General features: G+C 64.1%; 18 protein-coding genes. 13 read left to right on the top strand and 5 right to left on the bottom strand.

The genetic code is table 11. The annotated features are described in order from the left end of the window. Nucleotides 1–10: 10 nt before the first annotated feature. From ACQY7X_RS20050 to ACQY7X_RS20015, 8 genes are read left to right on the top strand one after another with little or no spacing between them, the layout of a single operon-like run. The gene (locus tag ACQY7X_RS20050) at nt 11–1105 is read left to right on the top strand and encodes a hypothetical protein (protein ID WP_428247209.1); all 1095 of its coding nucleotides are present in this window, start codon (nt 11–13) and stop codon (nt 1103–1105) included. Between the two features lie 9 nt (nt 1106–1114). Continuing rightward, nucleotides 1115–2341 (top strand): phage head spike fiber domain-containing protein, encoded by a 1227-nt coding sequence (locus tag ACQY7X_RS20045; RefSeq protein WP_428247208.1) that lies wholly within the window; start codon nt 1115–1117, stop codon nt 2339–2341. A gap of 13 nt (nt 2342–2354) precedes the next feature. Next, a complete protein-coding gene (locus ACQY7X_RS20040) occupies nt 2355–2651 on the top strand; it encodes a hypothetical protein (protein WP_428247207.1) in 297 nt (98 codons plus the stop codon). A 3-nt stretch (nt 2652–2654) separates the two neighbouring features. Continuing rightward, nucleotides 2655–3284, top strand: a complete 630-nt coding sequence (locus ACQY7X_RS20035; RefSeq protein WP_428247206.1) for a hypothetical protein — start codon at nt 2655–2657, stop codon at nt 3282–3284. Next, nucleotides 3281–3571, top strand: coding sequence for a hypothetical protein (locus ACQY7X_RS20030; RefSeq protein ID WP_428247205.1), 291 nt, complete (start codon nt 3281–3283; stop codon nt 3569–3571). The genes ACQY7X_RS20035 and ACQY7X_RS20030 overlap by 4 nt, the downstream gene beginning before the upstream one ends. Further along, nucleotides 3568–4113, top strand: a complete 546-nt coding sequence (locus ACQY7X_RS20025; protein ID WP_428247203.1) for a glycoside hydrolase family 108 protein — start codon at nt 3568–3570, stop codon at nt 4111–4113. The genes ACQY7X_RS20030 and ACQY7X_RS20025 overlap by 4 nt, the downstream gene beginning before the upstream one ends. 5 nt (nt 4114–4118) lie before the next feature. After that, nucleotides 4119–4559 (top strand): 3TM-type holin, encoded by a 441-nt coding sequence (locus tag ACQY7X_RS20020; RefSeq protein ID WP_428247201.1) that lies wholly within the window; start codon nt 4119–4121, stop codon nt 4557–4559. 41 nt (nt 4560–4600) lie between these two features. Beyond that, nucleotides 4601–4849, top strand: coding sequence for a hypothetical protein (locus tag ACQY7X_RS20015; RefSeq protein ID WP_428247200.1), 249 nt, complete (start codon nt 4601–4603; stop codon nt 4847–4849). 73 nt (nt 4850–4922) lie between these two features. Here the strand turns inward: ACQY7X_RS20015 and ACQY7X_RS20010 are convergent, their stop codons facing one another. Continuing rightward, nucleotides 4923–5216: a hypothetical protein gene (locus tag ACQY7X_RS20010; protein WP_428247199.1), complete on the bottom strand. Its 294-nt coding sequence runs from the start codon at nt 5214–5216 to the stop codon at nt 4923–4925. A 92-nt stretch (nt 5217–5308) separates the two neighbouring features. On the opposite strand from ACQY7X_RS20010, the gene ACQY7X_RS20005 reads away from it, so the two are divergent. Both ACQY7X_RS20005 and ACQY7X_RS20000 read left to right on the top strand, forming a co-directional pair. Further along, nucleotides 5309–5539 carry a hypothetical protein gene (locus ACQY7X_RS20005; protein ID WP_428247198.1) on the top strand — a complete coding sequence of 77 codons (231 nt, stop codon included), beginning with the start codon at nt 5309–5311 and terminating at the stop codon, nt 5537–5539. Between the two features lie 123 nt (nt 5540–5662). Next, nucleotides 5663–7093, top strand: a complete 1431-nt coding sequence (locus ACQY7X_RS20000) for a sensor domain-containing diguanylate cyclase (protein WP_428247197.1) — start codon at nt 5663–5665, stop codon at nt 7091–7093. A 6-nt stretch (nt 7094–7099) separates the two neighbouring features. Here ACQY7X_RS20000 and ACQY7X_RS19995 read toward each other — a convergent pair whose 3' ends face one another. Genes ACQY7X_RS19995 through ACQY7X_RS19980 form a run of 4 tightly spaced genes read right to left on the bottom strand, consistent with a single transcriptional unit; the run spans nt 7100 to nt 10018 of the window. Then, nucleotides 7100–7966 (bottom strand): MBL fold metallo-hydrolase, encoded by an 867-nt coding sequence (locus ACQY7X_RS19995; protein ID WP_428247195.1) that lies wholly within the window; start codon nt 7964–7966, stop codon nt 7100–7102. Between the two features lie 11 nt (nt 7967–7977). Further along, nucleotides 7978–8499 carry a response regulator gene (locus ACQY7X_RS19990; RefSeq protein ID WP_428247193.1) on the bottom strand — a complete coding sequence of 174 codons (522 nt, stop codon included), beginning with the start codon at nt 8497–8499 and terminating at the stop codon, nt 7978–7980. Nucleotides 8500–8523: 24 nt separating this feature from the next. Next, nucleotides 8524–9039 (bottom strand): hypothetical protein, encoded by a 516-nt coding sequence (locus ACQY7X_RS19985; protein WP_428247191.1) that lies wholly within the window; start codon nt 9037–9039, stop codon nt 8524–8526. Between the two features lie 22 nt (nt 9040–9061). After that, nucleotides 9062–10018 carry an SPOR domain-containing protein gene (locus ACQY7X_RS19980; protein ID WP_428247189.1) on the bottom strand — a complete coding sequence of 319 codons (957 nt, stop codon included), beginning with the start codon at nt 10016–10018 and terminating at the stop codon, nt 9062–9064. Nucleotides 10019–10139: 121 nt separating this feature from the next. On the opposite strand from ACQY7X_RS19980, the gene ACQY7X_RS19975 reads away from it, so the two are divergent. Genes ACQY7X_RS19975 through ACQY7X_RS19965 form a run of 3 tightly spaced genes read left to right on the top strand, consistent with a single transcriptional unit; the run spans nt 10140 to nt 12624 of the window. Next, complete coding sequence (locus tag ACQY7X_RS19975; RefSeq protein ID WP_428247188.1) at nt 10140–10943, top strand: YdcF family protein; 804 nt, start codon at nt 10140–10142, stop codon at nt 10941–10943. Nucleotides 10944–11002: 59 nt separating this feature from the next. After that, nucleotides 11003–12256 carry a lytic murein transglycosylase gene (locus ACQY7X_RS19970; RefSeq protein ID WP_428247187.1) on the top strand — a complete coding sequence of 418 codons (1254 nt, stop codon included), beginning with the start codon at nt 11003–11005 and terminating at the stop codon, nt 12254–12256. 5 nt (nt 12257–12261) lie between these two features. Then, on the top strand, nt 12262–12624 hold the full coding sequence (locus ACQY7X_RS19965; protein WP_428247185.1) for a DUF1304 domain-containing protein: 363 nt from the start codon (nt 12262–12264) through the stop codon (nt 12622–12624). Nucleotides 12625–12796: the final 172 nt, after the last annotated feature.

Here is a 12796-nt window from a genome sequence, read left to right as displayed (position 1 = left end):
GGGGCCAACCATGCCGATTTCAAACTCAATCAACCGCTGGCCTTACACCGGCAACGGCATCACCACCGTGTTCGGTTTCGATGGCGCCGTGTTCGCCACCGGCGATCTCAAGGTCTATGCCGGCGGCGCGCTCAAGCTGCTCGGTGTCGATTACACCGTGAGCATCAATGCCGATCGCACCGGCGCGGTGACCTTTGGCGTCGCGCCTGCCGATGGCATCCCGGTGCTGCTGGTGCGCGATGTGCCGGCGACGCAGACCAAGAACTTCCCGGCGTTCAACAGCTTCCCGGCCGAACAGGTGACGGAGGCTTTCGATAAGCTGACCGTGCTGGTGCAGCAGCTGTTCAGCAGCGTCGGCCGCAAGATCGGCATTGCCGATACTGACAGCATGGCGAACTTCTCCTTGCCTGCCCTGGCGCAGCGCGCCGGTAAGCTGCTCGGTTTCGATGGCGCCGGCGAAATGGTGGCCTCGTCGCTGACCATTGCCGAGATGGAACAGGGCGCCGTGGTGGCGACAGCCCAGGCGGCCATCGCCACGGCCGCCGCCGGCACCGCGACGACGCAGGCAGGCATTGCCACGGCCGCAGCTGGTGCCGCGGCGACCTCGGCCGATGAAGCCGAGGCGGCTCTGGCCGGCGTGCTGGCCTATGCCGGCAACCCGGTGGCCTTCGCGCTCGATGGCGACGGCGTGACGGTGGCTTTCGATCTGCCTGTCACGCCGCCAAACCCCGATGCCCTGGCGCTGTTCGTCGGCGGGCTTTACAGCCGCCCGCCGGCCTGGTCGCTTAGCAATCGCACCGTCACCTTTGCCAGCGCGCCGCCCTCCGGCACCCGCATGGTGGCCGGCTTTGTCGGCGCGCGCGGTATCACGCTCGACGCCGAAGCCAAGTTCCAGCATCTCGCCTGGGAAATTTACCGGCTGGGTTTCGAGAAGCTGTCGCGCAGCGATGCGGCCGCCACCTACATCGCCCTGGCCGGCACGGCTGCCTATGGCCGTGGTGCGCTGGCGATGGCCGATGCCGTCGCGGCGCGGGCCTATATCGGCCTCGAAATCGGGCTTGGCCCGACGCAGCAAGCGCCTAACTGGGCAACCCTGAAAAGCTAGGAACGCAGCATGATCTATCCCTCGCTCAACCTCGATGCCCGGCTGTATCTGAACGACAGCGGCGGCAAGCCCAGCATCGCGACGGTCACGCGCGCCAGTGCGGCAACCTGCTTTGACGCTGTCGGCAAGCTGGTCAGTGTTTCCAGCGGCGTGCTGCGTCACGATTTCGATCCGGTGACGGGTACCTATCTCGGCTGGCTGATTGAAGAGGCCCGCACCAACCTGCTGCTGCGCAGCGAGGCTATCGACAACGCGAGCTGGACCAAGCTGAACGCCACGGTGCCGGTGACGAATGTTTTGGCGCCCGATGGCGCCAGCACCGCCGACGAACTGCGCGAAGACTCCGCAACCGGCGTGCATCTGGCCTACCAGGCGGCCGCCGGCACCGCCAGCAATCCTTACACACTGACGGCCTTTGCAAAGGCGACCGCCAGTCCGCGCCGCTTCCTGCTTGATCTCGACGACGGCAGCGGCAACGGCGTGCGCGCGCTGTTCGACCCGGGCGCTGGCTCTGTCAGTGGCGTTACCGGCACCGGCAGCGGCACGGGTGCCACCGGCAGCATCGCGCCAATCGGCGCCGGCTGGTATCGCTGCCGCATCTCCGGCACGCCTAATTCCGGCGGCGGCGCCACGGTGCGCGGCCTGGTCCGCCTGGTGAATGGCGGCGGCGCGGATAACTACGCGGGCGATAATGCCAGCGGCGTCTATCTGTGGGGCCTGCAGCTTGAGGCCGGCGCGATCCCGACCAGCTATATCGCGACGGCGGGCAGCCAGGTGACCCGCGCGGCCGACCTGCTCACCGTGGCCACGAGCGCCTTTGCCTATAACCAGGCCGAGGGAACCCTGTTGGTGCGGTTCGACGCGCCGGCAACGGCAGTCGTTCCCGCCGTGCTGTATGCCGACAACAATAACTTCGCGGCTTTCGATATCACCTCGCCCTACAAGGCGCGCGGTGTCGTCACCGCCGGCGGCAGTGGCGTGGCAACGCTGGCGGATGGCGTGTTCGCCGCCGGGGTGCAGACCGCCGCCGCGCTGGCCTACAAGCTCAATGACTTCGCCCTGTCGGTGAACGGTGCGACGCCGGTAACTGACGGTGCCGGCGCGGTGCCATCGGCGGCCTCGGCGCTGCATATCGGCGCCTTCAATGGCGCGTCCATCATCAACGGCCATATCCGCCACATCGCCTATTTCCCACGCCGCTTGGTCAATGCCGAGCTGCAAGATATCAGCCGCTAACGGAGGTCCCGCTGTGAAGCTCTATCTGCAAGCTGAAACCCGCGACCAGGCCAAGGCAGCCTTGCCGGATTTTGTCGATGCCGGCGGCCGCTGGATCCGTGCCACCCATCAATGGGCACTGGATCCCATTGGTCAGATCATGACCGTGACGCCGGTCTACGATGGCGAGGGCAACGAGGTGACGCCGGCTGAATTCGGCACAGGCTGGCACGGTAACATCTTCCTGCTGGATGAAAGTCTGCTGCCGATGCTGCAAAGCACCGGCCTGCTGATCGATGCGCCGGCCACGCCTTACCGCGATTGGGCTTGAGCCATGGCCTTTGATCTTCTCCCCATCGATCTGATGGCCGGCCAGGCCGGCGGCGCGCGTGGCGATATCGTGGTGCGTGGCGCCAGCGGTGGCGGCCGCCTCGGTCTCGGCAGCCAGGGCCAGGTGCTGACCGCCGGCGCCACGGATCCCGCCTGGGCCTGGCGCGGCTGGGTGGATCGCCAGCGCGCCACCTTTGCTGTCGCAACGCATTACGCCTCTACCGGCAAGACCGTACCGGGCGATGACACCATCCCGCAGGCCACCGAGGGGCATGAGATGGTTACCTGCTCGATCACGCCCAAGCACGCCAGCAACCGGCTGATCGTGCGCGCCACGGTGCCGTTTCAGATGTTCGCCGGCAACAGCACCGCCGTGCTGTTCCTTTGCCGCGATGCCGGCGCGGACGCCATCCGCACCACCTGGCATGAGGGCGATGCCAGCACGAACTACACCCATGAGATTGCAGCCGATGTGGCGGCCGGCAGCACCAGCACCACCACGTTCAAGCTGCGCATGGGGATGACCTCGGTGGTCGATTTCGTCGTCAACGGGATATGGAATGGTTCGGCCGCGCAGCGGTTCTTCGGCGGCACGATGTTCACCGAACTCACCATCGACGAGTACGCGCCATGACGCTCGACGCCGGCGGTGTGCCGATCTGGGGTGTGGTCACCGGCATCATGGTGCCGGCGGTGACAGCTGCGTTCTGGCTGCTCTGGGGCCGCATCGGCCAGGTGCAGGCGGCGGACGATAAGGACCGTGATGAAATCTGGAAGGCCCTGGCCGAGCAGCGCAAGGACCTCGCGGATTACAAGGTGGCGGCCGAGCAACGCTTCGCTGTTGCCGACACGATGAACAAGCGGTTCGACCGCCTGGAAGAGAAGATCGACAAACTGCTCCACCTGCGAGGCATGGCATGACCGACTATTTCAACATCTGTTTCGCCGCCATCCTCGGACACGAGGGCGGCTATAGCGATGACCGCCGCGACCGCGGCAATTGGACCGGCGGCGAGATAGGCCATGGCGAGCTGCGCGGCACCAAGTTCGGCATTTCGGCCGCGGCCTATCCGGTACTCGATATCGTGAACCTGACCGTTGATCAGGCGCGCGAGATCTACCGCGCCGATTATTGGGCGAAGATCCACGGGGCCGACCTGCCGCCGGCGGTGGCGCTGGTGACCTTCGATGCCGCGGTGAATGCCGGGCCTGGCGCGGCGGCGCGCTGGCTGCAGCAATCCATCGGTGCCAAGCCCGATGGCGTTGTTGGCCCGGTGACGCTGCAGGCGGTGCGGCGCTATTGCGATGCGAACACGGTTCGCTCCCTGGTGATCGACCTTCTGGCGCGCCGCGCCGAGCATAACCGCACCGCGCCAACGGTGCATATCCATGGCCTCGGCTGGAGCCGGCGGCTGTTCCGCCTGGCGCTCGATGTCGGCGCCGGCCTGGCCGGGGAGGGCTGATGGTGATGGGCCTGCTCACTAAGCTGTTCGGCAGTGCTGATGCCGGCGCCGCCATCGCCGCGCCGGTCGAAGCTGTCGGCAACGCCCTCGATAAGCTGTTCACCTCCGATGACGAACGCGCCGCCGCCAACATCGTGATGGAGAAGCTGCGGCAGCAACCCGGCGCGTTGCAGGTCGAATTGAACAAGATGGAGACGGCTTCCGGTTCGCTGTTCATTGGCGGCTGGCGCCCGGCCATAGGCTGGGTCTGCGCCATTTCGCTGGCCTTCTTCTACTGGCCGCAATTCAGCCTGGCCGCCGTGATGTGGGTGCGGCTGTGCTGGGAGTTGCGCCAGCTTGAGCCGTACCCGGTTACCGAGATCTCCGGGCTGATGGAATTGGTTATCGCCATGCTCGGCCTCGCCGGTCTGCGCACCTTCGAGAAGTTCGGCAACAAGGCAAAGTGATACCGAGCCGGCGGTCCCCGGCAATGTGAAGGAGAAGTGTGATGCATGATGCAAAGGGCCGCCCGCTTAAGGAGGGCGATGTCGTTCTGATCCCGGCCAAAGTCACGAAGCTTTACGGCGGGACAGACTACTGCAATGTCTCGGTGGAGGCGTTCTATGGCCGTCGGCCGGACGGTCTGAAGGACACCATCTCTTCCATCAACACTGCCGCGGTGCTGCGCGCCGAGGATGGCGATGAGAACGATCTCGGCTACGAGGCGCTGCATCCTGCGCCCGAGGTCGTTGCCTGATTGGGTTGGGCATTTCGGCCTATGTAGCCCGGCTGGGTAACCAGCCGGGCTTTTTCATGCGCCATGGCGGCCTTTAATCCGGCCGGCCCTGGCCAGCCAGCATGTCCGCCTGCCGTGGATCTCGGGGTTTGCCGAAGCGCCGCAGGCTGAAGTCGGGCGGCCGGTGGCAGACCTGACACCTGAAGCGGCCGAAGAGCTGGACGAAGTTATAGGCGCCATACCGCGCCACCAGCGGGGCCGGATCGACCAGTACGGTGCGTTCGCAGGGTTCACACCTGGCGAACAGGCTCTTGCCGCTGGCCTGCCAGTCCAGCAGGGTCCACAGCTTTGTATCGATATCGCCGCCTGAGATCCGGATGCGTGCCATGGCCCGATGAAAAGCCGGGCCCAAAGCCGCGTCAATCGGATGGAATTCCCATCCTAGGAGCGGCCTCCTAAAATGGGAAAGAGGTCATAGATTTGAGCGATTACCCACAGCTTTTTTTGCGTTCAACAATCCGATTCGATCCGCATGGGAAATGGATCCTGTGTGTTGAACGTGGCTTTGATCCGATTGGGGTGGCATCTGTTTTCAAGACCGCTGCCTTAAACCACTCGGCCACCCATCCGTCCCGGCAGGCAATAGCCGCCTCGCTCAACCCGGTCAACCGTCTCAATCCGTCGCTATCTCAACCCATGGCGGCATTTTGACGCCGCTAAAGGTAGCAAGACTTCGATCTCTTACTCTTTCGCCGCGCCGGTACGGATGCTAATGTTAAAGGGAGGCGGGGGTTCGTTTTGGTCAAACCGATTTACAATAGGCGTCTTCTGGTAGTGGTGGTAGGTGCGCTGCTGCTGGTCGGTTTCGTGGCCACCAGCCTGGCGAGCTACTGGGTTTCGCGCCAGAGCCTGCGCAATGCCATTACCGAAACCGAGCTGCCGCTCACTTCGGATAATATCTATTCCGAAATCCAGAACGACCTGATCCGGCCGATCCTGATTTCATCGCTGATGGCGAGCGATACCTTCCTGCGCAACTGGATCCTGGAGGGTGAGCACGGCGACAAGCTGGTCGAGCAGTATCTCAAGGAGATCAAGACCCGCTACAACGCCTTCACCAGCTTCTTCGTTTCCGACCGCACCTATACCTATTACCACGCCGACGGCGTGCTGAAGAAAGTGCACCCGGACGAGCCGCGCGATCTTTGGTATTTCCGGGTCCGCGACATGAAGGCGGATTACGAGATCAACGTCGATCCCGATATGGCGAATTCAGACGCGTTGACGATTTTCATCAATTACCGTGTCCGCGATTATGACGGCAATTTCATCGGCGCCACCGGCATCGGCCTTACCGTCAATGCCGTGCGCAAGAAGCTCGATGATTATCAGTTGCGGTTCAACCGCACAGTCTACTTTGTCGACCTGAACGGCAAGGTGGCGATGGTCGGGCAGGGCGGGCAGGTGCCGGAGACCGATATCTCGATGCGCGGCGATATGGCCAATGTACTGCCGCATCTGTCCAAGACCGAGACCAAGTCGTTTCAGTACACATACAACGACGAGGCCCGGCTGCTGAATGTGCGCTATATCGACGAGCTGCACTGGTATCTCTTTGTCGAGAAGTCGGATGAGGCGGCGCTGGCCGGCATCACCCGCACGCTCTATTGGAACCTGCTGATCAGCCTGGGCATCACCCTGCTGGTGCTGTATGGCTCGCGCCAGGTGATAAACCGCTTCCAGGGGCGGCTGGAAGAAATGGCTACCACCGACCAGCTTACCGGCCTAGCGACGAGGCATGCCTATGAATTGCTGATGCAGCAGGCGATGCGTGATGCCCAGCGCCATGATCTGCCGCTCTGTGTCATCATGGTGGACGTGGATCGTTTCAAGCTGATCAACGATGGTTTCGGCCATGTTGCCGGCGACCGCGTGCTGCGCGGCGTGGCCGATGCCATGCGTGCCGCGCTGCGCTCCTCCGATCTGGTCTGCCGCTGGGGCGGTGATGAATTCCTTGTCGTATTGCGGAACTGCGACATCATGAATGGCGAGCGCATCGCCGAGAGTATCCGCGAAGTGATCGAGAATGCCGAATTCCATGTCGGCGGCCGCATCGTCACCGCCAGCGTCAGCCTCGGTGTTGCCTCGCTGGCGCCGGATGAACTGCTCGATCACCTGCTGACGCGCGCCGATGACGCGCTTTATCAAGCCAAGGAAGAAGGGCGCAACTGCGTCCGCGTGGCGGAGACGCCGGTCGAGGCTTGATCCGGCCTAGTGCGGCCCCGGCAGGATCACCACGGTGGGTTTCGGCGGCAGGGTGGGGCGGCCGACCTGGATGAAATTCTTGTCGCTGAGTGTCACCGCATGGGTTTCGCGCAGCTGCGCCAGGAAACGTTCTAGTGTGTGTTCGCCGAAATAGTGCATCGGGATCACCAGGGGCGCTTTTAACTGCCGGATCACTTCCACCATCTCGCCCTGGTTCAGCGTGTAGCCACCATCCACCGGCACCAGCACCACATCGATCCGCCCCATATCGGCGAGATGGCCGGGTTCCAGGCGGTGATGCAAATGGCCGAGATGGGCGATGCAGATTTCCGCTGCGTCAAAAATGAAGATCGAATTGCCGTCATACTCGGTGCCGCCGCCCCAGTTGCGGATATTGGTTGGCACGTTGCGCACCCGCAAATCCTTGAACGAGAGATTGTGCCGCGCCGGCTTGCCGTCATAGGGCCAGCCGCGCAGCAGGTGCTTGATGCCGGGATCGGGGTTGTTGGTGAAATGCGTGGTATGCGCATGGTTCATCGTGGCGATGTCCGGCGTCACATCGGGCCGCAGGTAGTCATTGTAGTCGGTGGCGGCGGTGGCGCCGCCGGGCGTCTCGATCAGGAAAGTGGCATGGCCGACAAAGGTGAGCCGCACCTGACCCTGGGGCGGAGCGCCGCGCAGGCCCTGGCTGCGTTCCTGGGCGAGCTGGAAAGGCAGGGCGCCGCCGCCGGCTGGCCGGCGGAAGCTGGCCGGCTGCAGGAAGCTGGGCGAGGCATTGGCGACTGCGCCCAGGCAAGCCGCCCAGGCCGTCCCCGGTAGACCGCTGCCAAGCAAGACCAGAAAGGCGACAAGCAGGGCGGCGGCTGGGGGCATTGATCAGGACCTCAGGTCTTGGGGGGCGTGATCCACGGATTGCGGCCAAGTTTGCGTTGGCCTGTCTGATCTTCGTCGCGCCGGCCGGGATTATCCAGCGTTTTCCTGCGCCGACGGTCGGGTCCGGTATACTGCTTGCTCTTCACAAATGCGCGAGGCCGGTTCAACACCTGGTCGAGGCAGCGCAGCAGCGCCTCCGGCAGCACCGGCTTCACCAGCACGTCGTTGCAGCCGGCGCCCATCGCCTCACTCACCAGCGCACCTTCGGCATGGGCGGTCACCAGTATGATCGGCACCATGGGATTGGCCAGGCCCTCATGGCGGCGAATCATCTTCACCAGGGTAAGGCCGCTCACTGTGCCGAGCAGGTAGTCGCAGAACAGCAGATCGTAGGCGCCTTCCTTCAGGGCGTTGATCGCGCCCTCGGCATCGCGGACACGCGACACACGGGGATAGCCGAGAGCGTTGAGCATCGCCGTCATGGTGACGGCATTGCCCTCATGGTCTTCGACAAGGAGGATTCTTAATGGCACGCGTATCGTCTCGCAGTATTGGCGCTAGCGGCAGATGGGGATTTCCGTCACCAGCAGGCTTTGCTGCAGCTTGGCGTAATATTTGAAGCCAGGCCAGCCATCGGTCTTGATCCGATCTACCACATCATAGGCCGCTTTGCACACGCCGGCATCCACTTCCGGGGCGGCGCGCGTAGCAATAGAGGCATCGTTGTCCCACTGCTCTTGTTGCGTGCGTTTGGGGTATAGGCGTTTGATCGCCGTGCTGCGTAGGGTCACGGCGCCACGCAGCTGCTCGCCATTCTCCTGGTCGAATTTGTACCAGCTATCCAGGAATTCCTGGCCGTTGGGGTCGATTTTGGCGCAACGCCGCAGGGTTTCCCGCAGCGCCAGTCCGGCCCGCACCTCGGCCTCGGCCTCGGCTTCCTTGTCGTTGAAGCAATAGCGGTTGCGCACCGCCCCCTGCGGGCCGCCCGGCTGTGCCTGGGCGAAAACGCCATCGGTCAGCAACAGCCCCAGCAGTCCCAGCAGCAAGGCCCGGCGCAACACGGCAACAGACATAACTTTCGCGAGCTCCGGAGTTTTAGCCGGCGTGGTCTTCCAGCTTGCGCAGGATGCGGCAATCCTTGCCGGCGGCGATCACCGCGCGGCAGAAATCCGCCGTGGCGCCGGCATCGGTGAAGTCACCAGCCAGCACGCGCACGAAGCGACCACGTTCAGGCACTTCGATCAGCTTCATATGCATGGCGGCACCGGCATGGCGCTCACTCAGCTTGGCGCGCAGGTCGGCCCACAGCTTCTCGGCTTCTTCCGTGGTGCGGGTGGAGGCGATATGGGCTTCATAGCGAGCCGTGCTGGCGGTGCGCTGCAAAAGCTGGCGTTCACTGGCGACGATACCGTCGAAAGCATGCACCTGGCGTGGCATGCCGGCAGGCGCGGCCGGCATTGGCGTCGGTGCTGCCATGCGCTGCGGTGCCGGTGCTGGCGTCGGCGTGGGAGCTGGTGCGGCGGCCGGCGTGGGCACCGGTACCGGCTGGGTCATGCGCTGCTGCGATTGTGCCGGGGCGGAGGCCGGCATCGGACGCGGCGGCACCACGACGCCTGACGAACCGGGCGAGATGATGCCGGGCGCATTGGCCGGATCGAAGCTCGGCATGGTGTTTTGCGCCGGCGACGGATAGCGCATCGCCGGGCCAGGCACTGGCTGGGTGGCTGGCTGTGCGGGGCGCATGGCGGGGGGCGTGGTCAACTGGGTTGGCGTGTTGGAACGGCGACCGCTCGGTGTCGGCACCTCGTTCTCATTGGTGACTGCCAGGCGCTGCTGCTGGGGCTCGGGCAGGGCTGCCGGTACCACTGCAACCTGCTGCGGGCTGAGATACTGGCCCAGCGGCTGGCGTGCATCGGCGCTGGCCACCCGCACCGCCACGGCACGCGGCGCGGTGTCGCTCGGCAGGATCGGATCACTGGTAGCGATGCCGAAGACGCCGGTGGAGGCGATCACGGCAATACCGAAGGCGGCGGTGACGGTGGGCAGCGACATGGCAGGCTCCAGGGCGGAAACGGCCGCTGTCCATGAGACAGATTCAAGGGCAGGGACCGCGTTGCGGCACAAATTAATAAAAGGTTAGCATCCCGGACCGATTCCCGCCACGGCCAACCTGATGTCGGCAATTATCACCAAACTGCTCTGGCCCATCCTCAATCCCGTCTCGATGCTGCTGGGACTGCTGCTGCTTGGCGGGCTGGGCTGGGTTTTCGGTGCCCTGCTGCCGCTTAAGCTGGAACAGGCGGCGCGGCGGCTGCTCGGCCTTAGCATCCTGGCTCTGTTGGTGGTGGTGATCTTCCCGTTTCACTGGCTGATCCGGCCTTTGGAAGATTATTTCCCGCAGCCCGACCTGCCGGCTCAGGTTAATGGCATCGTGGTGCTGAGCGGTGCCGAGCAGCCGGCGATGATGGCGGCGCGCGGCCAACCGCATGTGAATGGCAGCGCCGAGCGGTTGTTCGCCTTCCTTGATCTTGCCCGGCGCTACCCGGAAGCCAGGCTGCTCTATACCGGGGCTGGTATCGTCAGCGACACGGCTGGTGTGGCGGAAGCGGATGTGGCGGCCGCGATTCTCACCCGCGCTGGGCTCGATCCGGCGCGGCTGGAATTGGAACGGCAGTCGCGCAACACGGCGGAGAATGCGCGGCTGAGTTACGATTTGGTGAAACCACAGCCGGGCGAAACCTGGATCGTGATCACCTCGGCCTCTCACATGCCGCGGGCGATTGCTTGTTTCCAGGCGGTGGGCTGGCCAGTATTGCCCTATCCGGTAGATTACGTCACGATGGGCGCAACTGAGGCGTGGCCTTGGTTCGATCCGTTATGGGCTTTGCGAAGCCTTAATCTTGCCACACGGGAATGGCTTGGTCTGGCCGTGTATCGCATGCTGGGGCATACCCGGAGCCTGTTGCCGGAACGCTAGATTGTTTCGCCGCCGTGGGTTATGCCGTCTCGGCAGTTTGTAAAAGGTGGAGTTGAGCAATGGTTGCAGGGCGGAAACTGAACCGGTTGAAGGGTGTTTCGAGGCTGGCCTTGGCCTGTCTGCTGGTCAGCGGCGTGATGGCCTGTGGCGACAGCCGCTCCGACCGTATCCAGGCCCGCAACGAGGCTGCCGCCGCCGCCTCCCAGGGGCGTGGCGCCGGTACCGAAGCCAAGCCCGCTGAGGCTGCCGCTGGCAATGCCAATACCGCCGCGCGCCCGGCCGAGACCACGGCGCAGCGTCCGGCTGCCGCGCCGGCCCCGGTTGCTGCACAGCCGGCCCTGGAAGCCCGTCTGCCGGCCAGTTTTGACCGTGCCAGTTTCCAGAAATTCCTTGAAGATCTGCGCCAGGAAGCACTCGGCAAGGGCATCAAGCCGACAGTGGTGACCCAGGCATTGACCAATGTGGAGCCGGTGGCGCGCGTGCTGGAGCGCGACCGCAACCAGGCCGAATTCAAGATCGATTTCGCCACCTATCGCGACCGGGTGATCACCCCGGCCAATGTCGAGCGCGGCCGCCGCCTGCGCGACCAGCACCGCGAATTGCTGGGCCAGGTGGCGCAGCGCTACGGCGTGCAGCCCCGTTTCATCCTCGCCATCTGGGGTATTGAAACCCGCTATGGCGCGGTGAAGGCCGATGTCCCGCTGTTCAATTCACTTGCCACCCTGGCCTATGACCAGCGCCGTGCGGCCTTCTTCCGCAACGAATTGTTCGCGGCTTTGCAGATGATGGATCGCGGCTATATAGACTATGCCAGCATGAAGGGCTCGTGGGCCGGCGCCATGGGCCAGCCGCAGTTCATGCCGTCGAGCTATCTCGCCTATGCCGAGGATTTCGATGGCGATGGCAAGCGCGATATCTGGAACAATCAGGCCGATACATTCGCCTCGATCGCCAATTACTTGGCCAAGCATAGCTGGTCCTCGGCCCAGACCTGGGGCCGCGACGTGAAGCTGCCGCCAGGCTTCCAGGCGCGGCTTGGCGAATTCGCCCGTGAAGGCCGCTCGGGTTGCCGCGCCATCGACCAGATGACGCGCGACCTGCCGCTGTCCGAATGGGCGCGGCTGGGCGTGAAGCGCGGTGATGGCGGCGAACTGCCGAAGGTGAATCTGACCGGCGCCCTGGTGCAGCCCGATGGCGCCAACGGCCCCACCTTCCTGGTCTATGCCAACTACCGCTCGGTGCTGCGCTATAACTGCGCCCACCATTACGCCCTTACCGTCAGCATGCTGGCGGACCGCATCGAAGGGCAGTAACCGCCATGATGCTGCTGGCAACCATCCTTACCGCCCTGGTTGCCGCGCTGCATCTCTGGTTCCTGGTGCTGGAGATGTTTCTCTGGACCAGGCCGCTCGGCCTCAAGTCTTTCCGCAACACGCCCGAACGGGCCGCCGAGACTGCCGTGCTGGCGGCCAATCAGGGACTCTATAATGGCTTCCTGGTCGCTGGCCTGATCTGGGGCCTGCTGCATCCGGCGCCCGAGATGGCGCTGCAGATCAAGACCTTCTTCCTGCTCTGCGTCATCGTTGCCGGGGCTTATGGCGCATACAGCTTCAGCCGCCGCATCCTGTTCGTGCAGGCGGTGCCGGCTGTGCTCGCGCTTGCAGCGGTGTGGCTGGCCTGATTGCTGCAAAACGGCGCTGAAATCCGCCAGACGCGGAAAGTGCTGCAGCGTAACCTTTCCCTCATCATTGGCAGGCTAAATTCAGTATCTCGCGGTGCTTTCACGAATCGCCCGCGATAGGCTAGATTTCACAAGATATAGCCATGCCGCAGAAACACCACGCCATAGCTGG

This window comes from Ferrovibrio sp. (genome assembly GCF_965278975.1).
Lineage (GTDB): Bacteria > Pseudomonadota > Alphaproteobacteria > Ferrovibrionales > Ferrovibrionaceae > Ferrovibrio.
The sequence above is the reverse complement of the archived record's forward strand: the minus strand, read 5'-3'. Positions and strand labels throughout refer to the sequence as shown.

What these genes read in the sequence shown, in the direction of transcription:
- ACQY7X_RS20050 (WP_428247209.1), top strand. Translation starts at nt 11, where the DNA reads ATGCCGATTTCAAACTCAATCAACCGCTGGCCTTACACCGGCAACGGC.
- ACQY7X_RS20045 (WP_428247208.1), top strand. Translation starts at nt 1,115, where the DNA reads ATGATCTATCCCTCGCTCAACCTCGATGCCCGGCTGTATCTGAACGAC.
- ACQY7X_RS20035 (WP_428247206.1), top strand. Translation starts at nt 2,655, where the DNA reads ATGGCCTTTGATCTTCTCCCCATCGATCTGATGGCCGGCCAGGCCGGC.
- ACQY7X_RS20030 (WP_428247205.1), top strand. Translation starts at nt 3,281, where the DNA reads ATGACGCTCGACGCCGGCGGTGTGCCGATCTGGGGTGTGGTCACCGGC.
- ACQY7X_RS20025 (WP_428247203.1), top strand. Translation starts at nt 3,568, where the DNA reads ATGACCGACTATTTCAACATCTGTTTCGCCGCCATCCTCGGACACGAG.
- ACQY7X_RS20020 (WP_428247201.1), top strand. Translation starts at nt 4,119, where the DNA reads ATGGGCCTGCTCACTAAGCTGTTCGGCAGTGCTGATGCCGGCGCCGCC.
- ACQY7X_RS20015 (WP_428247200.1), top strand. Translation starts at nt 4,601, where the DNA reads ATGCATGATGCAAAGGGCCGCCCGCTTAAGGAGGGCGATGTCGTTCTG.
- ACQY7X_RS20010 (WP_428247199.1), bottom strand. Translation starts at nt 5,216, where the DNA reads ATGGCACGCATCCGGATCTCAGGCGGCGATATCGATACAAAGCTGTGG.
- ACQY7X_RS19995 (WP_428247195.1), bottom strand. Translation starts at nt 7,966, where the DNA reads ATGCCCCCAGCCGCCGCCCTGCTTGTCGCCTTTCTGGTCTTGCTTGGC.
- ACQY7X_RS19985 (WP_428247191.1), bottom strand. Translation starts at nt 9,039, where the DNA reads ATGTCTGTTGCCGTGTTGCGCCGGGCCTTGCTGCTGGGACTGCTGGGG.
- ACQY7X_RS19980 (WP_428247189.1), bottom strand. Translation starts at nt 10,018, where the DNA reads ATGTCGCTGCCCACCGTCACCGCCGCCTTCGGTATTGCCGTGATCGCC.
- ACQY7X_RS19975 (WP_428247188.1), top strand. Translation starts at nt 10,140, where the DNA reads ATGTCGGCAATTATCACCAAACTGCTCTGGCCCATCCTCAATCCCGTC.
- ACQY7X_RS19970 (WP_428247187.1), top strand. Translation starts at nt 11,003, where the DNA reads ATGGTTGCAGGGCGGAAACTGAACCGGTTGAAGGGTGTTTCGAGGCTG.
- ACQY7X_RS19965 (WP_428247185.1), top strand. Translation starts at nt 12,262, where the DNA reads ATGATGCTGCTGGCAACCATCCTTACCGCCCTGGTTGCCGCGCTGCAT.